Origin of the sequence: Fictibacillus sp. 7GRE50, from assembly GCF_015903875.1 — a bacterium.
In the GTDB taxonomy this organism is placed as follows: domain Bacteria; phylum Bacillota; class Bacilli; order Bacillales; family Fictibacillaceae; genus Fictibacillus; species Fictibacillus phosphorivorans.
Window position 1 is genome coordinate 602,137 of the sequence record NZ_JACZDW010000001.1, and the last position, 25,593, is coordinate 627,729.

A 25,593-nucleotide genomic window follows, 5' to 3' on the forward strand; every position below is an offset into this window, starting at 1 on the left:
TTAATGTCGTGTGTCTTCACCGAATAGACAAAACGGGGGTTTGTATTTGTCTGGGGTCTGTCCCCCCCTCGATTGCTTTCAGCATAGCTTTTGCTTTATTGACCGTTTCTTCGTACTCTCGCTCAGGCACTGAATCCGCAACCACCCCTGCACCTGCTTGGACGTAGGCTTTGCCATCCTGAAATACAATTGTCCGTATGGCAATACAAGAGTCCATCTGGCCGTTAAATCCTAAGTATCCGATGGCCCCTCCGTAAACACCTCGTGACTGTTGCTCTAGTTCAGAAATAATCTGCATGGCTCTGACCTTTGGTGCACCTGAAACAGTTCCCGCCGGCATACAAGAGCGCAGCGCATCGAAAAAGTCCTTATCTTTCTGCAACTTTCCTGTCACGTGTGAAACCATATGCATCACATGTGAATATCGCTCGATCTCCATATATGAATCTAGTTCTACAGTTCCGTATTCGCTCACTCTTCCTACATCGTTTCTTCCTAGATCAACAAGCATAACATGCTCTGCTCGTTCTTTTTCATCAGCAAGCAAGTCTTGCTCAAAAGCCAAATCCTCCTGAAGCGTCTTGCCTCTTGGACGTGTTCCTGCGATCGGTCTGTTCTCCACACATCCATCATCCACTTTTACAAGAAGCTCTGGGGAAGCACCCACGATATACGCGTCCTTCGATTTGTAATAATACATATATGGCGAAGGATTCATCGATCGCAGAAGTCGATACACATCGAACGGGTCCGCTTCGGTTTCCTGTTCGAATCGCTGTGATAATACGACCTGAAAAACATCTCCAGTTTTGATATATTCCTTCGCTTGCTTCACCATGTTACAAAATTCTTCTTTTGTATGTGAAGAACGAACCTCGTTTTTTTTCATTTCCGATAAAGGAAATTCAGTCTGAACAGCTTTCATTTTTGTGGGCTGCTGCAGCTCTTCATACGTTCTACGAATTCTATCGCACACTTGTTCATATTTTTCGTGTAAGTTGTTTTCACTATCATCAGGAGAAACGTGCAGATTGCATACAATCGTTGTTTTTTGTTTCAGATGGTCGAATACGATGACTTCATCTGTGAACAAAAATTCCATTTCATGTTCTTGTTCAGATGGAGATTTTGGCCTTGGGACATTTTCAAACGTATGAATCAGATCATAGCCGAAAAAGCCAACAGCACCTCCAGTGAACGGAGGCAGAGAAGAGTGTTTAGGAGATTTGTATCTTGATACGTAGTCTTTCACGATATCTAACGGAGAACCGTGCTTTTGTATACTTTTATTATCATTTATAAACGTGATATCTACTGTCTTTCCTAATGATGACACCACCAAGAACGGCTTTCGGCCAATATACGAATACCTCGCCCAACGCTCCCCACCTTCAACACTTTCAAGCAGAAAAGCATGTTCTTCATGACGGACTCTCTCAAACTGAGAAATGCACGTTTCATGGTCAGATAGGTAAGTAAAACCGATTGGAATCACATTAAAGTTTTCTTTTGATAGAGAAACGACTTCCTCTATATTTGGTATAAACATGTTATTTTCACCTCTTTCAAAAAATAAAAACCTCTCGCTTGTTACAGCGGAGGCTGATGTTTGCATCATAAATAAACTAAGAAAGAGGTTTAATCGGAGGATTAAAATACTCTCAACTCAGCTCAAACTATGCTCTCTTTTCTCCACTCATCTCAACTCTAACTATTCTCCTGATTAGTGATTAATATATAGGGTTACCCCTTTTCTGTCAACTCTCAAATGAGTAGATCTCTTTTTGAAATGAGATGTATTTGAAATAGAAAATCGAATAATATTGAATGCTTTTTCCTAAGGTTCATTTATCGATAAAAAGAATGCCGAATCACCCACACCCAGCAGACACTAAAAAATAAGATGAGACTAAATATAATCGTAATCATAAAAGCGAGGCCGAGAAACAGTCCTGAACTTGCTGGATATTGCAACGAAAATCCTGCCAATGCTAAAGGATAAAGAAAGATAAAAATCAACATTAAAACCCAGAAAATCAAACGTACAGAACTTCTTCGAGGTTTAATCAGATAAAGAGTCAGTAGGATATTTAGAATCGTTAATCCTGCGGCAAACGACCAGTCATGCATAAAACTTGTGTGATGCAAAATAATCGCCTCCCTTTTTCCTCTTTAACAGTATATAGAGTGAACGGTGTGGGCCAACCCTGCAAAATCGAAAAAACCGGTGATTTGTCCTTATGAAAAGGACAAATCACCGGTTTTGTAATTGTATGGGGTCAGACCCCCGTTATTCTGCTTTGGAAACAAAAGCTGCTAGGGCTTCAACAGCTTCGTTCTCATCAGGGCCATCAACAGCGAGTACAAGTTCACTGCCAGATCCTACAGCTAAGCTCATGATTCCCATGATGCTCTTTGCGTTCACTTTCTTGCCTTCCTTCTCAACAAATACATCAGATGTGTAACGGTTTGCTTCTTGGACGAACAATGCCGCTGGGCGTGCTTGCAGTCCACTCTTCAACTGCACGGTTACTTTCTTTTCAACCATTCTACCTTACCTCCTCTAACCTTATCTCTCTATGAAAAACATCAATGGATGGGTTGACCGTTTCTAATCTTCGTAGCGATTTCATCAATCTTACGTAATCGGTGGTTAACACCTGATTTACTAACAGGGCCTGATGATACCATCTCGCCAAGCTCTTTGAGGGTAATTTCTTGATGCGTGACTCTCAGTTGCGCAATCTCGCGCAGCTTATCTGGAAGTGTCTCAAGTCCTACCTGTTCGTCAATAAACTTAATGTTCTCGACCTGTCTCATAGCAGCCCCTACTGTTTTGTTGAGGTTCGCTGTCTCACAGTTTACGAGTCGGTTCACTGAGTTACGCATATCTTTTAAGATTCTAATATCTTCAAAAAATAATACTGCATGATGAGCGCCGATCAGTGTCAGGAACTCTGAAATCTTTTCGCCATCTTTTAAATAGATAATATAACCTTTTTTGCGTTCTAGAACTTTTGCTTTAAGTTCAAATTTGTTCATCAGTTCAGCTAATGCAACCGTATGCTCTTCATACATAGAGAATATCTCTAGGTGATAGCTTGTCTCTGGGTGGTTTACAGACCCACCTGCTAAGAACGCACCTCTCATGTATGCACGGCGACAACAGCTCTTCTTATTAAATTCCTCTGCAATGTTGCGGGTAAACGTAAATGCTCCGTCAATAATCTTCAAATCTTCCAACAATGCTCTTGATTCTTCTGAAACACGTACAATGTAGACATTATTCTTTTTCAAGCGCATCTTTTTTCGTACTAATAGCTCTACGTGATAAGGATATACACGTTTGATCAACGTATAGATTCTTCTTGCAATAGCAGCATTTTCAGTCGGGATATCCAGAATCAATTTTCTGTTGCTGAAAGAGATGGAACCATTCATTCGAATTAAGGCAGCTAACTCTGCTTTTTTACAGCAATCTTTCAATTCGAGCTGCGTTAATTCTTTTTTTGTATCTGCAGCAAAAGACACCTGCATCACCACCTCTCTTCCATCCGTTTCAATCCGTATTCTATTTTTCAATAAGTCCTAACAATAAGTCAGATACACGCTGTGCATCGTGTCTGACAAGCGTTCCGTATTGAATGATGTTGTCACATAACAAACCGATGCCGAACGACTTTAAGCGTTCCTCATCATAAGTAACTTGCGATGCGCCTTCTTCCAAATATAGATCCAGGTATTCTGAAGGAATCTTTTCATTGTTCGCGATCACAACATCGATAAAGTTGTGGCCCACATGATCGATCAATGCCTGAATGTGATCACCAGCCGTGTAACCTGTAGTCTCTCCAGGCTGTGTCATGACATTACATACATAAACTCTAGGAGCCGTTGCCTCACGGATGCTCGTGGAAATTCCGTTCACAAGAAGGTTCGGCAAGATGCTCGTGTACAAACTTCCTGGTCCGATCACGATCAAATCGGCTTCTTGAATCGCTTTCACACTTTCACGAAGAGGCTCGATCTTTTCATCAGATAAAAAGACGCGTTTGATTTTCTTATTCGACAGCGGGATCTTAGATTCCCCCTGAACAATCGTCCCATCTTCTAACTCCGCACATAGAATAATACTGTTTTTCGCTGCAGGCAGTACTTGTCCTCTTACGTTTAAAACGCGGCTAAGTTCCCGAATTCCTGTTAAAAAATCTCCTGTAATATCGTGCATGGCAGCAAGAAGCAAGTTTCCAAGCGAATGACCCGTAATTCCGTCTCCCACTTTAAACCTATGCTGAAACATTTTTTCTACAAGCGGTTCCACTTCAGAAAGTGCGGCGATTACGTTTCTCACATCACCGGGAGGAGGCATATCGTAATCTCTCCTCAACCTTCCTGAGCTGCCGCCATCATCTGCAACCGTAACGATAGCAGTGATATCAACTGGATAGCGCTTTAAACCGCGGAGAAGAACAGAAAGACCTGTTCCTCCGCCAAGCACTACCACTTTCGGCTGCTTATTCATTTAAACTTTATCCTTTCCCATATCTCTGTGAGAGCTGAATGTCACATATTCTTTGGAAAGTGCATTTCCGATATATTCAGCTAGAGCTACAGAACGATGTTTTCCGCCTGTACATCCGATCCCGATAATCAGCTGGCTCTTGCCTTCTCTCTTATATTGCGGAATCATAAACTGAAGCAGATCAAGCAGCTTTTCTAAAAACATGTTCGTTTCCGGCCACTTCAATACATACTCTGAAATATCTGCTTCAAGCCCTGTTCGCGGTCTCATATGCTCAATATAATGAGGATTTGGTAGGAAACGCACGTCGAACACTAAGTCAGCGTCGATCGGCATCCCGTACTTAAATCCGAATGACATCACGTTGATCGTGAACGGATGAGCGGCATTTGCAGAAAAACGCTGAATGATACGTTCACGTAATTGAAGTGGTTTTAAGTCAGATGTATCTAAGACTTGCTGTGCTCTTCCTTTTAGTTCTTCAAGCATCTCACGCTCTTGAGTAATCCCTTGAAGCGGGTTTCCACTCTTCGCCAAAGGATGAGAACGTCGAGTTTCTTTGTATCTGCGTACAAGTGTTGCATCCTTACAATCCAAATATAAAATCTGCGGCTGAACATCCGATGAGAGGGCAAGTTGATCGAGCGTTGAAAACAACTGATCAAAAAACTCGCGACCACGAAGGTCCATAACAAGTGCCACCTTGTTCAGCTTGCCAGCAGATTCTTGCATTAATTCTACAAATTTAGGGAGTAGTGCAGGTGGTAGATTATCAACACAGAAAAAGCCTAAATCTTCAAAGCTCTGCATGGCTACCGTCTTCCCGGCCCCTGACATTCCTGTAATAATCACCATTTGTACATCATGTCTTTCCATGCCATTTCCCCCCAGTTTACTATGTTCCATTTTTATGCGACCCGTCTTAACTTATGCTGGGTCTAAACGATAAGAAAGCAGTTCAAAATCAGGTGTATACGTAAATGTGCCAAATATCATGTTGCTGCCACTCGTCATATAGTCAAGAATGTGATGATCTCCTGGCGCCATCGGAAGTTCACGTACTTCTTCAACCGGCTTCCATGACAAAATCCCTTCTTCACATTCATCTAATGCAACACCTTCTGAGTCTGTTGCAAAAAAGGTAAACATCATCCACTCAGAGACGATCTTGTCGCCTTCTTTAATAATAAAATTAAACACACCTTTAAGCTGCGGATTCTTCAGATAGATTCCCGTTTCTTCACGGTACTCGCGTATAACAGAATCACGGATAGACTCGGTAGACTCCATCTTTCCGCCTGGTGCTACCCACCAGCCCCGTCTAGGCTTTTGAAGTAAAAGCACTTGATTATCTCTTATTAACACACAGTTTGTTACTCTTTGCACTTGTTTTCACCTCAGGGCTATGTCCTACTTTTTAGTATACTAAATTATGTAACCCCTCACAATACAGAGGCCTCAAGGGTTTGACGTATTTTAGCATTCTAATTTATGGTATTTTGCTTTTCTTATTATGTGAAAAAATCACTTTTAAAATAAGCTTTGTAATAATTGAAATCTAAACGTTTCAAAGATGTTATTGAAAGTAACTGATTTCCATTACAGTTGCTCGCTTTCCACGGGGCATGCGGTGAGCCACATTCGGACGTTTCACTTTTAAGTGTCTCACCTGCCCGCTTGTCCCGTAGGAGTCTCGCAACTTCCATTCCAATCACTTTGTCAATGAAGCGAAAACTCAAAGTAATCTTTTCGCTTTCATAGAAAAAAACAAAAAAAGGACACGAAGCATAGCTCCGTGTCAAAGTCTTGCCTTTATAAAAAGGGGGTCAATTTCTTATTTTTATATTACCCCACAATTATTTCATCACTGTTACAATCACATTAATTGGAAGTTACGTTTTTTAGTTTCTCCGTTAAACTCTCCACGTAATGCTGAGCAGCTTGTGCCGCAATACTTCCATCCCCTGTAGCCGTAACGATTTGACGAAGTGTTTTTTCACGGATATCGCCTGCTGCAAAGATACCAGGAATTCTTGTTTCCATCTGTTCATTCGTTTCTACATAACCATTTTCGTTCGTGATGCCAAGATCTTTAAAGGCAGCGTTCAATGGAAGCATTCCGATATAGATGAACACGCCATCCGCAGAGAAGTCTTGTTCTTCTCCTGTTTCAGAATGAACGAGAGTCACTTTGTTCACTTTGTTGTTTTCACCGTGAATCTCTTTAACAGAGTGATTCCAGATAAAATCGATCTTATCGTTATCAAACGCACGCTGTTGAAGGATCTTTTGTGCACGAAGTTTGTCACGTCTATGAACGATCGTTACTTTAGAAGCGAATCGAGTCAAGTAAACACCTTCTTCAACAGCGGAATCACCACCGCCGACAACAACTAATTCACGGTTCTTAAAGAATGCACCATCACACACTGCACAGTAAGAAACGCCGCGTCCAGAGAATTCTTTTTCTCCTGGAATGCCTAGTTTCTTATATTCAGCACCTGTCGAGATGATGATCGAACGCGCTTTGTACGTTTTGCTTCCTGCATGAATCGTTTTGTACTCTTCGCCATCGATGATTTCTTTTACATCGCCATAAGCGTATTCAGCACCGAATTTTTTTGCGTGCTCAAACATCTTGTTTGAAAGTTCTGGTCCAAGAATGTGATCAAAACCAGGATAGTTTTCTACATCTTCTGTATTAGCCATCTGTCCGCCAGGGATACCTCTTTCGATCATAATCGTATCCAAGTTCGCGCGTGATGTATAAACCGCTGCAGTCATACCAGCTGGTCCTGCACCAAGAATAGCTACATCATAAATTCTTTCTTCAGTCATTAATGCCCACTCCTTATATAAGGAAATTCTTATTTACTATATCTATATCCTATTCGCACATAGGAGTAAAGTCCATCATTCTGCTCAAACGTTGCGATTTACCCAACCTATCAGTTTTTTTATGCGTAATGACAATACAGAAACAGTGATTCCATACTGCTCTGCAACACTCTTTTGGGTAGAACGCCCTTTTTGCTTACGAGCTAAGTGATCGATTGCCGCAGCAATTGCTTTTTGATTATCAAAGATTCGTTCGCCTGTCGTCTCCGCAAATTTAATCGCTTCTGCCCAATAAAACAGTACATGCTCATCAAGAGCTGAACCCATTTCTTTAACAGAAAGAAGTACATCTAATGCCATACTAATAACCTCAGAAGGTGCGTTCACTTCAACACGTGCATCATCATGTTGGAGTTCTACAGCTTTTTCAGGCTGATGTTCCAGCATGATTGTTGCAGCGATCTCTTTTACGAATAACGACTCTTCTTTTCTAAGGCAAAAGTCACGAAGCGTCTCATAAGCCTCTTCATTTTTATTCCCTCTTAAAAGAATTAAATGCGTAATTTTGTTTTTTTCCAGTCCTTTACGAACCTGCTGAATATGCTCCATCGCTTTCACTTGACGATCTTTTTTCGGTTTGTTCTGATTGTTAGTTGGAATGCGATATTGATAGTCGCCGCCTGTTATCGTCAACTCATCACTTTGTGCTTTTTCCAAATAAAAAGGAGCAACGTGACTTTCAGGATCTAGATCGATTACCTTTTTCCACGTTTTTACAGAAAGGTCTTTTTGTCCAAGTGCATAGTACGACACAGCAAGCATGTGTGTGGTTACAGGATCATATACAAATGACGACTTTCTAAGTGATTGCAGCCACTTATTCGCGTATAGATGCTCCTCTAATAACCCGAACGTATTCCCCAATTTGTAACGATGCTCAGGGTGCATCGGATGCACCGTTTTTAGCCGCTCAACTAGCTTGCCACCAGGTTCGTCCATCCCTAAATGGAACAGAAATATAGCAAGGTTGCATAGTGCGTTTAAGTTACCTGGATTCTTATCCAACACATCTTGAAGAACATCCATCGCTTCATCAAACTCGCTCTTATAAAAGTGAGTGAGTGCTAAGTTATTATACGCCGCCCAAAACTTAGGATGATTCGTGATGATCTCTTTTAACTGTTGTTGCGCTAATGGAAGATCTCCTCGTTCAATCGATTGCCTTGCTTCATCATGAAGCTTGATCAGCTCTTCTTCAGTAGAAAGAGGCAGATTAGAAGACTTGCTTCCTGTTTCGAGTGAGATAAGATCTAATAGTTCTTGTGTATCATCAACAAATTCACCATCTGGATCAATCGCGATATATAAACGAGCATGTTCTTCAGCATCACTATACATGCCTAGATGCGCAAAGTTATTCGCAAGGAAAAAATGACATTCTGAAAGATCAGAACTAGACTGCTCTAATGCGTTCAGCAAATACTTATTGGATTCTTCATATTCTCCAATCTCAGCAAGCGTTGAAGCAAGCTGACATAAAAAAGAGGGCTCTTCCGGCTGGAAGGTAACGGCCCGCTCAAACATTTTTTTTGCTGTATATAGATCACGCCTATTATAGGCTTTTATTCCTTTTTCAAAAAAGTAATCCCCATCCTGGATAAAGGGAAGAACACGGCCGCTAGCTGCACTGGCCCGTTTTTGTTTATGCATATTTGGTTCCTCCATCTACTTATGTAAACATATATACTTCTATATCGTTCTGTTTACAAAGTTTTCAACCAAAAAATTATAACACAGGCTAAAAAGAGTAACACCCCTTAGACTGTAAATAATGTGCAGGAAACTTTCGACAAAAAATGATGGATGCGTGTCAATCTGTATGAGACAAGGAGTCCGAGGTTTGTAAGTTATTGCGAAAAGTTTGGAACACTTTGGTGGGGCTAATATAAATCCCTGAAATCGATCATAAATCTCTGGAATCGCTCATAAATCCCTGGAATCGATCATAAATCCTTTCAGACACAAAAAAACAACCGAGCTAAAAAGCCTCAGTCGTCCTTTTTCGTATGTCTTTCCTTTAATGTGGCCAAAATCTCGTCTAAAGGTACCTTTTGCTCCTGCAATAATACCAAAACATGATAGAAAAGATCAGAAACTTCCCATTTCAGTTCTTCGGCATCACGATTTTTAGCGGCGATAATCACTTCCCCTGCTTCTTCCCCAACTTTCTTCAGAATCTTATCGACTCCATGTTCAAAAAGATAGGTTGTGTAAGCACCTTCTGGCATCTCATGCTCTCGTTTTGCGATAATCTCTTGCAGTTCTGTCAGAATTCTATATCGATCAGGGTTTGGCGCGTCTTCTCTCTCATCCACCTCATAAAGTGTTTCTGAAAAACAACTATATGAGCCCGTGTGACAAGCAGGCCCTTTCGGTTCTACAAGCACAACCACAGCGTCTTGATCGCAATCATAGCGGATGCTTCTGACTCTTTGTGTATTTCCGGAAGTTTCGCCTTTGTGCCATAATTCTTGTCGTGATCTTGAAAAGAACACCGTTTCGCCAATTTCGATTGTTTTCTGGAGCGATTCTCGGTTCATATACGCGACCGTTAGTACCTCTTTTGATTGAATATCCTGGACTACGGCAGGAATCAATCCTTTTTCATCAAATTTCAGTTTTTCTAAATTCATCGAACAGACACCCCTAACTTTCGCAAATCTGCTTTTACCTCTGTGATCGATGTTTCTTTATAATGAAAAATACTAGCAGCAAGGCCAGCATCAGCTTTTCCAATCGTAAACGCATCACTAAAATGCTCGGAAGATCCAGCTCCACCTGACGCAATAACTGGAACGGTTACCGCTTCACTCACTGCTTTCGTTAGCTCTAGATTGAATCCAGACTTTTCTCCATCTTTATCCATGCTGGTCAGCAGAATTTCTCCAGCACCACGATTTACTGCTTCTCGCGCCCACTCTGTGACTTCCCATTGAGTGGGTTTGCGACCTCCATGCGTATACACGCGCCATGATTTTAACTCTTCGTCATACTTTGCATCGATCGCCACTACGATACATTGGGCACCAAAATAATCCGATCCTTCTGTAATCAGTTCTGGTCGCAAAACCGCTGCAGTATTTACAGAGACTTTGTCAGCTCCTGCCCGCAACACACGTTTCATATCTTGAAGTTTATTAATACCTCCACCAACGGTAAAAGGTATCGCGAGTTCTGCTGCAACTCGTTCAACAACTTCAACCATCGTGTCCCGTCCTTCATGACTAGCAGAAATATCAAGAAAAACGAGCTCGTCTGCTCCTTCTTCATCATAAAATCTCGCTAGTTCAACAGGATCACCAGCGTCGACTAAGTTAAGGAACTGAATCCCTTTAACAACTCTTCCTTCCTTAACATCTAGACAAGGAATAATTCTTTTCGTAAGCATTATTTCACACTTCCTAACGCTTCTGGCAGGGTAAATCGATTTGTGTAAAGCGCTTTTCCAATAATCGCACCAGCGATGTTACGTTCATCTGCTTTTAATGAAACGAGATCAGCGATTGAGCTTACACCACCTGAGGCAATCACTTCTTTTCCAGTGATGTTCGCCATTTCTCCGATCGCTTCAACGTTCGGTCCCTGCAGCATACCGTCTTTTGAGATGTCTGTGAAAATAAACGTCTCTGCACCTTCTTCTACTAATCTTTTCGCGAGATCAACAGCTTTGATGTGAGACGTTTCTAACCATCCTTCAGTGGCTACAAACCCATCACGAGCATCAAGCCCGATCGCTACCTTTGAACCACCGTATTGCTGTAACGCTTCTCGTACAAATTCAGGATTCGAAACCGCAGCACTGCCTAAGATCACCCGGTCAACTCCACCGTCTAAGTAATACGAAACGTCATCCATCGAACGAATTCCTCCACCGATCTGAACTTTTGCAGACAGTTCTTTTGCAACACGCAATACATGCTCATGGTTGATTTTCTTTCCGTCTTTTGCGCCGTCAAGATCCACCATATGAATCCACTCTGCACCTTGATCTGCAAACTGTTTTGCCATTTCAAAAGGGGAATCTCCGTAGATGGTTTCTTGTTCATAGTCTCCTTGCATCAACCTTACGCACTTCCCATTACGCATGTCGATCGCGGGGTACAATATAAATGCATTCATCTTTGTTTTCCCTCCTCAACGAAATCGCAAAAGTTTTTCAGCATGCACATGCCAGTCTCAGAACTTTTTTCAGGGTGAAACTGCGTACCCATGACCCTGCCGCTTCCGACCACAGCTGGAACTTCCACGTCTTCGTATTGAGCGACTGCAGCAAGTACCTCTCTATTTTCCGTCTGTACAACAAAAGAATGGACGAAATAAACATATCCTTCGTCTATACCTTTTACTAACGGCTGATCACTCTGCAAAAAGTGTAGATTGTTCCATCCCATGTGAGGCACTTTATATAAACGTCCTTCATTCGTTTTGCCTGTAAAACGTTCAACTCTTCCTGGAAGTAATCCAAGTCCTTTTGTTAAACCATTCTCGCTGCTGCCATCAAAAAGGAGTTGCATGCCTAGACAGATGCCCATCAGAGGCTTACCGCTTTCCGCCTCTTTTTTTATAAAATTAGCGAGACCTGTCTTCTCTAACTCCGTCATCGCATCTTTAAAAGAACCAACTCCCGGCAACAACAGTCCATCTGTTTTTTGAAGTTCCTCTGGATTTCCAGAGAGGATGTAAGGTTGATTGATTCTTTTTAGAGCAGAACAGACAGAATGCAAGTTGCCCATTCCATAGTCAATGATTCCGATCATCTATAACATTCCTTTCGTAGAAGGCACTCCTTTTACCCTAGGGTCGATCTGTGTGGCTTCATCTAACGCTTTTGTAAAAGCTTTAAAAATAGCTTCTATAATATGGTGTGTGTTCGAGCCATAGTGAACGATCACATGCAGGTTCATTCTCGCCTCTAACGCGAGCTTCCAAAAGAATTCATGCACGAGCTCGGTATCGAACGTTCCTACTTTCTGACTTGGAAACTCTGCACGAAATTCAAGGTGCGGACGGTTGGATAGATCGATCACCACTTGAGCGAGCGTTTCATCCATCGGTACAAACGCATTACCGTATCGTTTGATTCCTCGCTTATCCCCTAGTGCTCCTTGAATTGCTTGACCAAGACAGATGCCAACGTCTTCTGTTGTATGATGGTCATCGATCTCCACATCTCCCGCAGCGTTTACCGTCAGATCAAAATGTCCGTGACGTGCGATCGCGTCTAACATGTGGTTTAAAAAAGGGACAGGTGTTTGAATATCGGCTTGTCCTTCTCCGTCAATGTTTAGAGATAAGCTGATCTGTGTCTCTTTCGTATTTCTTTCAATCGTATGTTGTCGCGCTTGATTTTCCATCTACTTGTCCTCCAGTCGAACATCTATCGCTCTCGCATGTGCTTCAAGTCCCTCTAGGCGAGCAAAAGCTGATATTTTCTCTCCATTTTCTTTTAGTGCCTGTTCACTATATCGAATCACGCTTGATTTTTTCGTAAAATCATCTACGTTAAGTGGACTTGAAAAACGTGCTGTTCCACTTGTCGGAAGAACATGATTGCTTCCTGCAAAATAATCCCCAACAGGCTCTGAGCTGTATTCTCCAAGAAAAATCGCACCTGCGTGTTTTATTTTTCCGAGAAGACTCATTGGATCTTTCGTCATGATCTCAAGGTGTTCGGGTGCGATCTGGTTGATCACATCTGCACCTTCTTCAAGCGAATTCACGATATAGATGCTTCCATGATCTCGAATCGCTTCTGTCGCGATATCTTTTCTTGGGAGTTTAGATAGTTGTGACTCAACTTCCGTTGCAACTTCTTCTGCTAACACTTTTGAAGTTGTTACCAATACCGCTGCTGATCGGGGATCATGTTCGGCTTGTGATAAAAGGTCTGCCGCAACGTAACGAGCGTTTGCTGTTTCATCCGCAAGAACGGCGATTTCGCTCGGACCCGCGATCATATCAATATCACATACACCAAATACTTCGCGTTTTGCGAGCGCGACGAATATGTTACCGGGACCAACGATTTTGTCCGTTTTGGGAACCGATTCAGTGCCATATGCCAGAGCTCCGATCGCTTGTGCACCACCGATTTTAAACATACGTTTAACTCCGGCAATAGAAGCTGCAGCCAGTACAGCAGACGGAAGTTTTCCATCTTTCCCTGGTGGTGAAACGAGTACGATCTCCTCTACGCCCGCAACAACGGCTGGTATGACGCCCATCAACACAGATGACGGATAAGCAGCTGTTCCACCTGGAACGTACACACCGACTGAATCAAGCGGCGTTACTTTTTGACCCAAAAGCGTTCCATCTTCACGAGTGAAGAACCATGACTGTCGTCGTTGTTTTTCGTGATATTCACGAATATTGCTTGCTGCTTCTGAAATAATTTCTACCATACTTGGATCAAGTGAAGAGATGGCTTCATCTATTTCGTTCTTTGTTACTTCAAGAGATGAAAGAGAAACACCATCAAATGTTTCAGTATATTCAAAAAGGGCTTTATCCCCCTTCGATTTCACATTTTGTAAAATATCAAGAACCGCTTTTCTTTGCTTCTCCGTGTTTTGTTCAACACTTCTCTCTAAGTTTTTCAGTTCAGTGACAGGTTGTATTCTCATTGAACTTCCTCCTTGCTCTCAACAAGTGTTCGAAGTCGCTCAACCAGATCGTTGATGCGTGCAGCATGCAATCTGTAGCTAGCAGGATTCACGATCAACCTTGATGTAATTTCAGCTATTTTCTCAAGTTCAACCAGACCGTTTTCTTTTAACGTCCGCCCCGTTGAAACGATATCAACGATTCGATCTGCTAACCCTATTAATGGTGCAAGCTCGATCGATCCGTTTAATTTGATCACTTCAACTTGCTGTCCCTGCTCTCTAAAATAATGAGACGCAACATTCGGATACTTCGAAGCGATCTTTGGTGCAACTCTTTGATCATGTCCATTCGGTAGCCCAGCAACCGCCAGATAGCATTCTGAGATTTTCAGGTCGAGCACCTCATAAACATCACGTTCTTCTTCAAGCATCACATCTTTTCCGGCGATTCCGATATCAGCTACACCATGTTCCACATAGGTAGGGACATCCATCGGTTTTGCCAGAATAAAACGAAGACCTGCTTCAGGTGCATCGATAATTAACTTTCTAGATTCATCAAATTCGGGAGGAAGCGGATATCCAGCTTGTCTGAGAAGATCGACTGCTTCTTCAAATATTCGCCCTTTTGGCATTGCCATCGTTAATACCGTACTCATGAAAAGTCCTCTCCTTGCTGTGTTCCGATTAAATATTGCACATCATCAAAACGTTTGCTGAATTCATCTACATTTTTGACTCCAGAAAGATTCTGCATCACAACATGCGTCCCTTTATTACGCTTTTCTTTTGCTAACTTCAGTGCTTCTTTTCTGCGTTCATCTGTGTAAAGAATGCAATGTCTCTTTGTATCATCACTTTTGTTTCCGAGTGCTTCTACAAAATAGTCCATTCGAATCGCAAAACCAATAGCGGGTGCTTTTCGGTCAAAACGACTGAGCAGATCATCATAACGTCCTCCGCTCGCGATTGGTGCGCCAATTCCAGCAGCGTATCCTTCAAACACGATTCCCGTGTAATAACTCATGTGACTGAACAACGTAAAATCGAATACGATGTTTTGTGCCGCATCATAATCTTCTAAGAGATTGTACAAGTCCTTTAGTTCTTGTAAGGTCTGCTGTCCTACTCTGTTCGGATTTAATGAAGATGCTTCATCAAGTACTTCGATACCACCTCTTAAATCCAACAGTTTTAATAAGCGCTGTGTATCGATTGAAGATAGAGGAAGCTTCTTCACATGTGAAGTGTAGCCTACGTAATTTTTTTCATTTAAATAACGTAACAAATCCGCTGCTCGATCAACATTTCCTAAAATATCGGAAAGAAGCTCTTGCACAAATCCTATATGTCCAACGGCTACAGTAAATGCAGCAATTCCGCTCTTTTTAAACACTTCGGACATGAGAGCGAGTGCTTCTGCTTCTGCACTAGCCGTTCCTTCACCAATCAATTCGATACCTACTTGTTCAAATTCTGCTGGCCTTCCTCCTTCTCGCTGTTGCGCTCTAAAAACGGGAGAACTGTATGCGAGGCGAAGTGGGTAAGCTACATGCTTCATGCTTGATGACACGACCCTCGCGATCGGAGCTGTCATATCTGGTCGGAGCACCAATGTTTTTCCTTCCATATCAAGCAGCTTGAACAATTGTTGATCTAAAATTGCGGAGGCTTCTCCGACTGTATCGTGATATTCCAAAGTAGGAGTCTGAATGAATTGATAACCCCAAGACTCCATCTCTTGTTTGATTTTATTTTTGATGTCTTCATTTTTTTGATAAAAAGCAGGAAGTGTATCCCGCATACCTGCTGGTTTTTCAAACACAAACGGTTTTGACATGATCCTTCATCCTTTATTTATAAAATGAATAGATTTAGTAATGTTTTACGAAAATATGAGCTGGGTTCTACATGAATTTGATAGAAACACTTTAGTTCGCTAATATACTACCATGATAAAGATTTAGTTGTTAGTCTACACGTACTTGTCGAAACTGTCAACCAATTCAAACAAAATCTTGTATCCTTATTCTGAGTTAAGAAAACAGATTTCAGGGAATAGTATGTAAAAATAAATACATAGGAAGGGATGGAATGCGTCTTGTTTAATCGCATCTTTTTTATTGCCATCATGATTGGCGTACCGCTATCCGTTATCGGCAGCATTCTTCATTGGCCTGCTGTCTTACTCTTTGTGATCTATTGTGCAACGATTATCGCACTAGCTGGTTATATGGGACGCGCAACTGAAAGCTTAGCCATCATAGCCGGGCCGAGAATTGGCGGGTTACTCAACGCCACTTTCGGTAACGCGGTCGAGCTCATCATTTCAATCTTTGCTTTAAAAGCCGGACTTATAAGTGTAGTATTAGCGTCTTTAACTGGTTCTGTACTCGGAAATCTTTTACTAGTCGGAGGTTTGTCATTTTTCATCGGTGGATTAAAGTATAAACAACAAAAGTTCAACGTTTATGATGCACGCCATAACGCTGGTCTATTGATTTTCGCTGTGGTAGTCGCTTTTGTTTTCCCTGAGGTCTTTTCTTATAAACTGAACGACGCCGATTCACTCACCTTGAGTGTTTGGGTCTCTGTCATCATGATCGTTCTTTATATTGCCGCACTTCTGTTCAAGCTTGTTACTCACCGCGGTGTCTATCAGTCAGAACACGATGTTGCGCAAGGAGATGAAAAAGCAGAATGGAGTAAGTGGAAAGCTCTTATCGTCCTTGCTCTTGCTACTCTTGCCGTTGCTTATGTTTCTGAAAAACTCGTGCATACGTTTGAAGAAGTAGGCAGAACGCTCGGCTGGAGTGAAGTGTTCATCGGAATCATCATCGTTGCGATTGTTGGTAACGCAGCTGAGCATGCTTCAGCGATCATAATGGCTTACAAGAATAAGATGAATGTTGCCGTAGAAATCGCAATTGGTTCAACACTTCAGATCGCCATGTTTGTTGCTCCCTTGCTCGTATTGGTTTCTTTATTTTTTGAAAAGTCGATGGCTCTTGTCTTTACGCTTCCTGAACTCGTAGCGATGGTTCTCGCCGTATTCTTAACGATCTCGTTAACAAGTGATGGCGATACGAATTGGTTTGAAGGGCTTACCCTTCTAGCTGCCTACCTGATCATGGGAGTTGGTTTTTATCTTTTATAAGTGCCTGTTTCGTATTCAGTATTGCTTAAGAAAGTAGTTGATTTCAATTCCAGGTTGCTCGCTTTCCGCGGGGCAGGCGGTGAGCCACATTCACTTCTTGGACTGCTCGACACTAGAGGATTTTTGCTCCCGTCTAAAAGTTAAAGCTACCGGAGTAAGCTTCCTCGTCGCATGCCTTACGAGATGTATTTCAAGTGGTAGGCACGCACCTTCCATTCAAATCAACAGTCAAAGAAGGAAAAAATTAAATGCCACTGAAACAGAATTTTAAAAAGAGATGTAATATATAGCATAAGACCAGTGCAAGGAGAAACCCTTCACTGGTTTTTTTAATGAAACAAGCAAATTAGGAATAAAAATAGCAAAACTTTGATAAAGTTTAGAATAGAGGACAAGTTTAAGGTGGGTGTAACGATGGCGGATTATTTAACGATCGGATCATTTCCAGTAAAGATGGTTTGGCTAGCGATTGTAGGATCAGCGTTGATCGCGTATGGCATATTGTATGTAAAAGTAAGAGAAGAACCTGATAAAAAACAGCTGTTAGACGTATTGAGTAATGCGGTAGGAATTTTTCTATTGGTTTGGAAATTCAGTTATTCTGTTCTGCATCCCCTACTGATCGTTGAACATCCATTAAGCATCTTGTACTTTAATGGAGGAGAAACAGGAATCGTACTCGGGATCATCTTTTCAATCCTTTACATGCTAAGGACTTCAGGAAAACGGGAGCTTGATAGAACTCGGGTGTTTTATATCGGAATATTAGGTCTAACTGTTTTTTTCGCCGCTTATTATGGTGCACATTTTGCGTCAACCACCCTCTTCGCAGACGGATTGATCTCATTGTTCTTTTCCATCCTGTCAATCTACTTATATACGAAGGGTTCATTTGAAATAAGAAAAACCGTTCTATCTATGCTAGTCACCGCATTCTTCTTTTCCGTTCTCACGAATTCTCCGCTCGGTGGACAGAACACGAACGGTGAAGCAGTAGAGGCGGCATCTTATGGAATCAAAACAGGTGACCGTGCACCGAATTTTGAATTAAAAACGATTGAAGGCGAAACCGTAAAGCTATCAGACCTCAAAGGAAAGGTCGTATTCGTAAACCTCTGGGCAACATGGTGTCCGCCTTGTCGTGCAGAAATGCCTGAGATGGTCCGTTTCTATAGAGACCACTCCTCTAAGAAAGTAGAAATCTTAGCTGTGAACTTAACAGACAGCGACTCTGAAAAAGAAGTGAAAAAGTTTGCTCAATCATACAAGTTAAATTTTCCGGTTTTATTAGATCCAGACGGTAAAGTCGGAAATACGTACAAAACGGTAACGATTCCGACTACTTTTATTATTAATAAAAAAGGAATCATCGTGCAAAAACATATCGGCCCGATGAGCTACGATATGATGGAAGAATTTTATAAGAATGCTCAATAAATGAAGGTTTTACGAAAGAAAACTGGCTACATTCCCTTTTCGTGTGGGGTATCAGCCAGTTTTCTTTCAATACATAGATGTAAAAGTGCACAATTTCACGGTAATCTCTTTTTTATTCACGGTAATGACCAATATATTCACGGATAGCATACATAATTTCACGGATAGCACACATAATTTCACGGATAAAATTATTTATCCGATTTTCGACACACCTCGACAGCCCCACCTAGATCTTCTCAAACAAATAGAGCTTCGCATTTTCGGGTCTGCCTAATCTTGGTCCCTTAAATCCTCTACGGATCAGTTCTTTTCTCATAAACATCATGAGTCCACCATGACTTACGATTAGTGCATTTTCTTCGTTTTCTTCTAGTATGCGGTCAACGATCTTTGAAACACGCATTTCTACATCCGTTCTACGCTCAAGCTGAGATTTGTGGTTAAAGAACCATGCTGTTCGAATGCAAAGTGGATATAAAATCATTGGAATCTTAATATCTCTTTTAAAAAACGGATAGACTGGGATTTCACGAAGATCATCTGTTCTAATCAGCTCTCCTCTATAAATCTTTCCTGCTGTGTATTCTGCACGACGAACTGTACTCGAATAGCATGTATTCCAGTTGATTCCGCCTAAGTCAACGTCTGTTTCTTCTACATCAGACGCTTCGTATTCTTTCAACCACTGATCAAATTCAGACGGCGTGATCCATTTTTCAGTCGGATAGCCTCTTTTGACTTTGAAATGACGTACCATTCCTATCTTCATCACTGATCACCGCTTTCTACCTTTATGTGTGTTGCGTATTTTCTGCGATCTCTTTTAGCGCTCTCGCCCTTCCTACTAGAAAATTCGTCATGTACTTCTCTAGGAACAACCAATCTGCTAATCTTCCAATCACGCCAAACGGAGACTTGTAATGAAAATGATCCACCATAACGGTCCCGTTCCCCTTCGGTTCAAAGGTGTGAGTATGCACGAATGAATGGAAAGCCCCCTTTACCATCACATCTACGAACATATGAGGTCTTTCCATCTCAATAATTTTTGCAGTCAATCTTTGTCTCACGCCAAGATGAACAGCTTCCCACGTCACATGATCGCCTTTTTCCATATATCCTGACGTTACTCCGGCGACCGCTCTTTCTCCTGTATGAGAAGTCGTTTCAGTATGAATATCTACGTTTCGTGCAAGATCAAAACAGGTTTCTGCAGAAGCATGTACAAATTCTCGGTGTATAATGATAGGCATGATTATGACTCACTTTCTTATGAGTATGTAAAAAACAACACCCCATTAAATGAGGTGTCTAACAGAATATGATTCTTTAACTATTCTCTGTATAGAATAAAATTCCTTCACTAACATGCTCACTGTAGAACGAGATCAGCTCAGGCATAGAATAATAACTTCTATAATCTTCCGTTATACCGAACACATCTTTTGTATACAGTGTTCCGAGTTGCTCTTTTTTATCAAATAAAATTAATCCGTAAACATCTCTTAACGTAAAGATTACCGGACGGCCCTTGTTTAAGTCGCTCTTAAACTGCTCCTTGCTGTCGATTGGTCGTAATGATTTCTCTGGATAAAGCGATCCTAAGAACCAAAGCTTCACTCTATCTTTTATCCTCATGTCCGTCACCCCGCTTATACCATCATATGCGGAGGCTGCTATCAAGAGTGAATTCTTTTAAACAATTGTTTAATCACATAACTTTCTTTCGAGTACAATTTTATGTAACCCATTTTTATTCGTGTACGTTTCCTTCACATAGAAAAAACGACCCATAACTGAGTCGTAAATTAGTTTGTATTTGTCCAATTATGCTTCGCTAAATCCCATTGCTAGCAACAAAAAGAAGAAGAAAACTAATGTAGCACTATTTAGAACTACGCCTAGAATGATATTGGTCCGTTTCTTTGATAAGATAGCAAAAACCACTCCTGTAATCGAAAGTATGCTGAATACTAACAGGAAAATGCCTGGGTACTTGATGTTTTCATTGATGAAAAAGGAAATGACTATACAAATACCAACCATCAATAGTGAAAGTTTACCATATTTATTCACTTAATTTTCCCCCTCAATAAAATCGATCCTACTTTATTATACATTTCACTTGAAAAAAATGTAAATTATACTTTTTAGATTAAAAGCAACAATCTTTTAGAAAACAGCTTTATTCTAAGAAAAAACTGACCAAATCAGCAATTAAATCCGCTATTTGGTCAGTCCATATCCTCACTATTAACTTACTAATCTTTTCGTTTCTTCAAACTCTTCCAGAATACTTGCACTTGGTTCTTTTGTCATCAAGCTAAAGACTACGATCGTTAGTGTACATGCGATGAATCCTGGAATGATCTCATATACATCAGCCATAGCCGGGATGAGTTCCCAAACAATAACAGTTAAAGCCCCTACAACGATACCAGCAAAAGCAGACCATTTCGTCATTCTCTTCCAATATAGACTCAGCAAGACGACCGGACCGAATGCAGCACCAAACCCTGCCCATGCATAACCTACAAGATTCAGAATCGTTTCACTCGGATTAAGAGCCATAACAAATGCAATAACGGCAACAGCTAAAACGGCCAAACGCCCTACTAACACGAGTTCCTTGTCAGATGCAGAACGTTTTACGAATGCTTTGTAAAAATCTTCCGTCAAAGCACTCGATGTTACGAGCAACTGAGATGAGATCGTACTCATAACTGCCGCTAAGATTGCTGCAAGCAAGAAGCCCGTAATGATCGGGTGGAACAATACTTCAGATAATAAGATAAATACCGTTTCAGCCTTTGCTTCTCCAAGAGGTGCTCCCGCTTGGTTGAAGTAAGCAATCCCTACTAGACCTGTGAACATCGCTCCAACGATGGAGAAAACCATCCAACCCATTCCGATTCGTCTAGCGCTCTTCATCTCTTTTACAGACGTGATCGCCATAAAACGAACGATAATATGCGGCTGGCCAAAGTAACCCAATCCCCATGCTAATAAGGAGATGATACCGATCAAGCTAGTCCCCGTAAAGGCATCAAGCAAAGTTGGACTGATGCTTTCGATCTCGTTAAACGAAGCATCCCATCCGCCAACTTTTAAAATGGCTACGAATGGTACAAGGATTAACGCTACAAACATGATCGCTCCTTGTACGAAATCTGTATAACTTACCGCTAAAAACCCACCGAATAAAGTATAAATAATAACTACTCCAGCTGTAAGCAAGATTCCCCACATGTAATTCAGACCAAAAGCTGTCTCAAACAATTGTCCGCCCGCAACCATTCCGGATGATGAGTAAAACGTAAAGAAAATCACGATAACTAACGCAGACGTAATACGCAGTATGCGTGAAGTATCTTTAAATCGATTCTCAAAATAATCTGGAATCGTAATTGAGTTGTTCGCTACTTCCGTATACGTTCTGAGTCGAGGTGCAACGAATAGCCAGTTTAAATAGGCACCTGCACACAAGCCGATCACAATCCATCCAGCACTCAAACCAGATACGTACATTGCACCTGGTAGACCCATCAACAGCCATCCACTCATATCTGATGCACCTGCACTAAGTGCGGTAACAGCTGGTCCAAGATTTCTTCCACCAAGCATGTAATCGGTAAGGTTATCGGTCTTTCGGTACGCATAAAGCCCGATCAGCACCATCCCGATCATGTACACACTAATTGAAAAAATAACTCCATAACCCATATTCAGTTTTCCTCCTGCCTTTTCTTGTTGTAAAAACGCTTTCAATATTTTAAAAATTATAAAAAGGAACATTTTTATTATAAAGACATTTTTCGACAAAAGGAATAGATTTTTTTTTGGAAGACATCTATTAATGAGCTTGTTAGCTGCCAAAACAAGGTGGCGTGGCACATAAGGATTAATCAATCCAGTAGTTTTGGCTCTGAATCCAAGTGTTTTGGTGCCGAATCCAGAAGTTTCTGCATTCAATCCAGAAGTTTTGGCTGTTTATCCACGAGTTTTAGTGCTGAATCCACGAGTTTTGGCTGTTTATCCACGAGTCTGCAATCCTCGACAAATTTCGTTGTGTGTCACTAGCACCTAACCCACATACTCGCTATTCCCCACTCACTCCCTTTACACATCAAAAAAACTGGTACCCATTCATAAGACGTTTGGGCGCCAGTTTTTAATCACTTTATAATTTTTTTCGTCTTAATCGTTTGACCTTTACAAATTGATTCGTAAATAGATCCAGCTCTTCGTCTCGGTAGATGTAGAAGAACCTATGGTGATGACCATCTTTCATTTCGGCCAGATCACACTTCATGTAATCATCCAGTTCCTGTCGCGTCAGTTCGACCGTATACATCTTGCCATGACTCGGAATATCCAGTTGGATCTCTTCTAAAAAATGGAGTTCTTTAAATAAATAAATAGAAGTATCTAGGAGAAATTCACAGATTAAATCTTCTGTTCCAAAGTAGTGTTGAAAATGTTCGCGTGTAAACGCAATATGAGGTACGTTACGTTTGTAAGTAGAATAGTCGCCGTAAAAAACCAGCTTTGCACGTTTGCTTTGAAGTTCGTAATGCTTAACAAGACCATGACCTTTCATTTTTGACACAGCAGTCCGGAAACGATAGGTATCGCGGGCAGCAAGTTGTTCGGCCTTATTTTGTGGATGAGATGCTTTCGGTGCATGCTGAGACTGACAGTTGTCTTCAACGAGGTGTCCAATTTTAAACGTGTTCTTCATAAATACGATCGAGAATGATTTCCTTCTCATAGTATGCGCCTCCAGCTTTCGCTTTTTTGCCTGTTTTAAGTATACGACGAAAATCAAGAAAACCCAAGAGGGGAACTTACGACAAATTTCTATCTTTCCATTTCCCTCTTAAGAAGTTCTTCTTTCGTGTAGATGACCTGCATCGGATTACCACCGACGAAAGATCCCTCTGGAACATTTTTGTGGACGAGTGTTCCAGCTGACACGATCGCACCGTCACCGATCGTAACGCCTGGGAGGATCGTAGAGTTCGCACCGATCATCACTTCATCGCCCACGATCACATCACCTAAACGGTATTCTTTTATCAAATATTCGTGAGCTAATATCGTTGTATTATAGCCGATCACACAGTTCTTCCCGACTGAAATTCGTTCAGGATACATGATGTCTGGCATGACCATCAAGGCGAACGCTGTCCCCTCACCGACCTTCATCTTCAAAAAAGTACGGTATAGCCAATTTTTCATAGGTAGAAATGGCGTGTATCGAGCCACTTGTATCGCGATAAAATTCTTTACCACTTTCCAGAATGGGACAGTGTCATACACTTGGTACAACGAGTTTCTTCCTTTTACCGGATAACGCTCAGTATTCCGCAATTATCTCTCTCCTAAAACATCCAGCAAATCCGTCATTTCATTCAGCATGAAGTCTGGATTAAACTGCTGCAAATAATCGTTGCCGCGAATGGTCCATGCTACACCAGCCGTTTGTGTGCCAGCATTCTGACCCGCAAGAATATCGTACTTGCTGTCGCCTACCATGATTGCTTCTTCTGGTGTTGAACCGAGCAAGGTTAACGCTTTTTGAACAGGCTCTGGATCTGGCTTCGCGTTTTTCACGTCATCTAGCGTAACAACCGTTTGAAAGAACTTATCCAGACCAACAAGGCGTAAGCCCATCTCGACTGTATTTCTCATTTTTGTAGTTACGATGCCCAGTTTATAGCCCTTTTTATACAATTCTTCTACCGTTTCAAAAACTCCTTCAAACTCTGTAACAAGTTCATCGTGATGCGAGATGTTATGTTCACGGTATGTTTGAACTAAGTCTGATACTTTTTCTTTATCGAACTGCTCCATCGTCTCAACGAGCGGCATCCCCATAAACGGCAAGACACTCTCACGATTGTATTGTTCTGGAAAATGCTTATCTAATGTGTAAAGGAAAGAAGCGATGATCAGTTCGTTCGTATTGATTAATGTTCCGTCTAGATCAAATAGTATGGTGTTGCGTTTCATGTTGTCGTTCCTTTCTTGTTAAACGATTTTTCCGTTCCATCTTGTTCCATACGTAAGCTACTATTACAGTAAGAACGATCGCCGTCACTACTCGAATGATCAACAACGGCAGAACGGGAATTCCTAATGGTACAAAAACAAGTGTATCCTCAACAACGGCGTGACAGCTTACGAGAAAGATAAAAGCTAAATACAGATCTTTCTTTGATACGCCGTCCTCTTTCGCCGCCTGCATCATCACACCTGCACCATAGGCAAGACCGATCGTAAGTCCGGCTGCCATCGTCATAGACGTGTTCTCTTTCATACCTAGCAGCTTCATAGCTGGTGCCATCCATTTCGAAAACTTGTTCAGCCAGCCTTTGTCCTTCATATACTGCATAATGATCATGAGGGGTATGACGATAAGTGCTAGTTGCAGAATACCGAGCGAAGCTTTTTCTAGAGCGGTGAGCGTGATTTCCCCCCAGCCGTTCGGAGCCGCTTCAGGCTTTGAAATAAAACCGTATTGTGCTTTTTCTGTTCCGCCATCCCATAAAAGGTTGATCATAAAAGCAGAGAAAAGCGCCAAGCCGATTCGCACGAGTAAGATCACCCACAATTTGATACCTACACTCGCTGCAACACCAGACTCAATAAACAGGTTGTGCGAAAACGAAAGCATGACAGCTAGAATAAATACATCTTGCACCGTTAAAGAATCGAGAGTCAGAATTCCCCCGATTCCTGCATATAGATTCAGAAAATTACCGAGAACGAGCGGGATCGCCGCTTCACCCGGAAGACCAATCCATTTCATGGCTGGTGCTAAAACAGAGATCAGCCAATCTAACACCGGTGTGTGACTCAGCAACGTGATGAGTAAAGTGACAGGAAAAATGATTTTCCCTAGCGTCCAAGTGGTTTTTAAGCCTGCAAGTGTGCCTTTTTTTAACGTTTCCACTTTTCATTCG

Annotated in this window: 28 protein-coding genes; 2 read left to right on the forward strand and 26 right to left on the reverse strand. The window is 41.6% G+C overall.

The genetic code is table 11. The annotated features are described in order from the left end of the window. Positions 1–16: 16 nt before the first annotated feature. The 17 genes from trpE to IHV12_RS03090 all read right to left on the reverse strand — a co-directional run bounded on the left by trpE (position 17) and on the right by IHV12_RS03090 (position 15,868). Positions 17–1,549, reverse strand: a complete 1,533-nt coding sequence (gene trpE, locus IHV12_RS03010; RefSeq protein WP_197189755.1) for an anthranilate synthase component I — start codon at positions 1,547–1,549, stop codon at positions 17–19. Between the two features lie 299 nt (positions 1,550–1,848). Continuing rightward, the gene (locus IHV12_RS03015) at positions 1,849–2,148 is read right to left on the reverse strand and encodes a hypothetical protein (RefSeq protein WP_197189756.1); all 300 of its coding nucleotides are present in this window, start codon (positions 2,146–2,148) and stop codon (positions 1,849–1,851) included. A gap of 142 nt (positions 2,149–2,290) precedes the next feature. Next, positions 2,291–2,548 carry an HPr family phosphocarrier protein gene (locus IHV12_RS03020; protein ID WP_066397607.1) on the reverse strand — a complete coding sequence of 86 codons (258 nt, stop codon included), beginning with the start codon at positions 2,546–2,548 and terminating at the stop codon, positions 2,291–2,293. Between the two features lie 41 nt (positions 2,549–2,589). Next, a complete protein-coding gene (gene whiA, locus IHV12_RS03025; RefSeq protein WP_191752265.1) occupies positions 2,590–3,531 on the reverse strand; it encodes a DNA-binding protein WhiA in 942 nt (313 codons plus the stop codon). A gap of 40 nt (positions 3,532–3,571) precedes the next feature. Beyond that, positions 3,572–4,522 (reverse strand): gluconeogenesis factor YvcK family protein, encoded by a 951-nt coding sequence (locus IHV12_RS03030; protein ID WP_197129336.1) that lies wholly within the window; start codon positions 4,520–4,522, stop codon positions 3,572–3,574. Further along, positions 4,523–5,398, reverse strand: coding sequence for an RNase adapter RapZ (gene rapZ / locus IHV12_RS03035; RefSeq protein ID WP_197129333.1), 876 nt, complete (start codon positions 5,396–5,398; stop codon positions 4,523–4,525). 51 nt (positions 5,399–5,449) lie between these two features. Further along, positions 5,450–5,908 (reverse strand): NUDIX hydrolase, encoded by a 459-nt coding sequence (locus tag IHV12_RS03040; RefSeq protein ID WP_066397616.1) that lies wholly within the window; start codon positions 5,906–5,908, stop codon positions 5,450–5,452. 495 nt (positions 5,909–6,403) lie between these two features. Next, the gene (gene trxB / locus IHV12_RS03045; protein ID WP_197189757.1) at positions 6,404–7,360 is read right to left on the reverse strand and encodes a thioredoxin-disulfide reductase; all 957 of its coding nucleotides are present in this window, start codon (positions 7,358–7,360) and stop codon (positions 6,404–6,406) included. 84 nt (positions 7,361–7,444) lie between these two features. After that, on the reverse strand, positions 7,445–9,070 hold the full coding sequence (locus tag IHV12_RS03050; RefSeq protein WP_197189758.1) for a tetratricopeptide repeat protein: 1,626 nt from the start codon (positions 9,068–9,070) through the stop codon (positions 7,445–7,447). A gap of 338 nt (positions 9,071–9,408) precedes the next feature. Then, entirely contained in the window at positions 9,409–10,053 is a 645-nt protein-coding gene (gene hisIE, locus IHV12_RS03055) for a bifunctional phosphoribosyl-AMP cyclohydrolase/phosphoribosyl-ATP diphosphatase HisIE (protein WP_197189759.1), read from the reverse strand. Continuing rightward, a complete protein-coding gene (hisF, locus tag IHV12_RS03060; protein WP_197189760.1) occupies positions 10,050–10,808 on the reverse strand; it encodes an imidazole glycerol phosphate synthase subunit HisF in 759 nt (252 codons plus the stop codon). The genes hisIE and hisF overlap by 4 nt, the downstream gene beginning before the upstream one ends. Further along, on the reverse strand, positions 10,808–11,539 hold the full coding sequence (hisA, locus tag IHV12_RS03065) for a 1-(5-phosphoribosyl)-5-[(5-phosphoribosylamino)methylideneamino]imidazole-4-carboxamide isomerase (protein WP_197189761.1): 732 nt from the start codon (positions 11,537–11,539) through the stop codon (positions 10,808–10,810). The genes hisF and hisA overlap by 1 nt, the downstream gene beginning before the upstream one ends. Then, a complete protein-coding gene (hisH, locus tag IHV12_RS03070) occupies positions 11,536–12,177 on the reverse strand; it encodes an imidazole glycerol phosphate synthase subunit HisH (protein WP_197189762.1) in 642 nt (213 codons plus the stop codon). The genes hisA and hisH overlap by 4 nt, the downstream gene beginning before the upstream one ends. Beyond that, a complete protein-coding gene (gene hisB, locus IHV12_RS03075; protein WP_197129317.1) occupies positions 12,178–12,774 on the reverse strand; it encodes an imidazoleglycerol-phosphate dehydratase HisB in 597 nt (198 codons plus the stop codon). It lies immediately after the preceding gene. After that, positions 12,775–14,046, reverse strand: coding sequence for a histidinol dehydrogenase (hisD, locus tag IHV12_RS03080; protein ID WP_197189763.1), 1,272 nt, complete (start codon positions 14,044–14,046; stop codon positions 12,775–12,777). After that, positions 14,043–14,687, reverse strand: coding sequence for an ATP phosphoribosyltransferase (gene hisG, locus IHV12_RS03085; RefSeq protein ID WP_197189764.1), 645 nt, complete (start codon positions 14,685–14,687; stop codon positions 14,043–14,045). Before hisG ends, hisD begins: the two co-directional genes overlap by 4 nt. Continuing rightward, positions 14,684–15,868, reverse strand: a complete 1,185-nt coding sequence (locus IHV12_RS03090) for an ATP phosphoribosyltransferase regulatory subunit (protein ID WP_197189765.1) — start codon at positions 15,866–15,868, stop codon at positions 14,684–14,686. Before IHV12_RS03090 ends, hisG begins: the two co-directional genes overlap by 4 nt. 261 nt (positions 15,869–16,129) lie before the next feature. Here IHV12_RS03090 and cax point away from each other — a divergent pair, with 261 nt between their 5' ends. Then, positions 16,130–17,185, forward strand: a complete 1,056-nt coding sequence (gene cax, locus IHV12_RS03095) for a calcium/proton exchanger (RefSeq protein ID WP_197190342.1) — start codon at positions 16,130–16,132, stop codon at positions 17,183–17,185. A 414-nt stretch (positions 17,186–17,599) separates the two neighbouring features. Then, entirely contained in the window at positions 17,600–18,622 is a 1,023-nt protein-coding gene (locus tag IHV12_RS03100; protein ID WP_197189766.1) for a redoxin domain-containing protein, read from the forward strand. Between the two features lie 229 nt (positions 18,623–18,851). Here the strand turns inward: IHV12_RS03100 and IHV12_RS03105 are convergent, their stop codons facing one another. From IHV12_RS03105 to IHV12_RS03145, 9 genes are all read right to left on the reverse strand, one after another. Continuing rightward, on the reverse strand, positions 18,852–19,394 hold the full coding sequence (locus IHV12_RS03105; protein ID WP_197189767.1) for a histidine phosphatase family protein: 543 nt from the start codon (positions 19,392–19,394) through the stop codon (positions 18,852–18,854). A 22-nt stretch (positions 19,395–19,416) separates the two neighbouring features. After that, positions 19,417–19,878 (reverse strand): SRPBCC family protein, encoded by a 462-nt coding sequence (locus IHV12_RS03110; protein WP_197189768.1) that lies wholly within the window; start codon positions 19,876–19,878, stop codon positions 19,417–19,419. 76 nt (positions 19,879–19,954) lie between these two features. Next, complete coding sequence (locus tag IHV12_RS03115; protein ID WP_197189769.1) at positions 19,955–20,263, reverse strand: hypothetical protein; 309 nt, start codon at positions 20,261–20,263, stop codon at positions 19,955–19,957. A gap of 189 nt (positions 20,264–20,452) precedes the next feature. Continuing rightward, positions 20,453–20,701: a hypothetical protein gene (locus tag IHV12_RS03120; protein WP_197189770.1), complete on the reverse strand. Its 249-nt coding sequence runs from the start codon at positions 20,699–20,701 to the stop codon at positions 20,453–20,455. A 177-nt stretch (positions 20,702–20,878) separates the two neighbouring features. After that, positions 20,879–22,348, reverse strand: coding sequence for a sodium/proline symporter PutP (putP, locus tag IHV12_RS03125; protein ID WP_197189771.1), 1,470 nt, complete (start codon positions 22,346–22,348; stop codon positions 20,879–20,881). 457 nt (positions 22,349–22,805) lie between these two features. Next, on the reverse strand, positions 22,806–23,396 hold the full coding sequence (locus IHV12_RS03130; RefSeq protein ID WP_066397668.1) for a hypothetical protein: 591 nt from the start codon (positions 23,394–23,396) through the stop codon (positions 22,806–22,808). A gap of 89 nt (positions 23,397–23,485) precedes the next feature. Continuing rightward, a complete protein-coding gene (locus tag IHV12_RS03135; protein WP_197129288.1) occupies positions 23,486–23,998 on the reverse strand; it encodes an acyltransferase in 513 nt (170 codons plus the stop codon). Further along, a complete protein-coding gene (gene ppaX / locus IHV12_RS03140) occupies positions 23,999–24,640 on the reverse strand; it encodes a pyrophosphatase PpaX (protein WP_197129285.1) in 642 nt (213 codons plus the stop codon). Then, the gene (locus IHV12_RS03145) at positions 24,615–25,583 is read right to left on the reverse strand and encodes a nucleoside recognition domain-containing protein (protein WP_197189772.1); all 969 of its coding nucleotides are present in this window, start codon (positions 25,581–25,583) and stop codon (positions 24,615–24,617) included. The genes ppaX and IHV12_RS03145 overlap by 26 nt, the downstream gene beginning before the upstream one ends. Positions 25,584–25,593 lie beyond the last annotated feature (10 nt).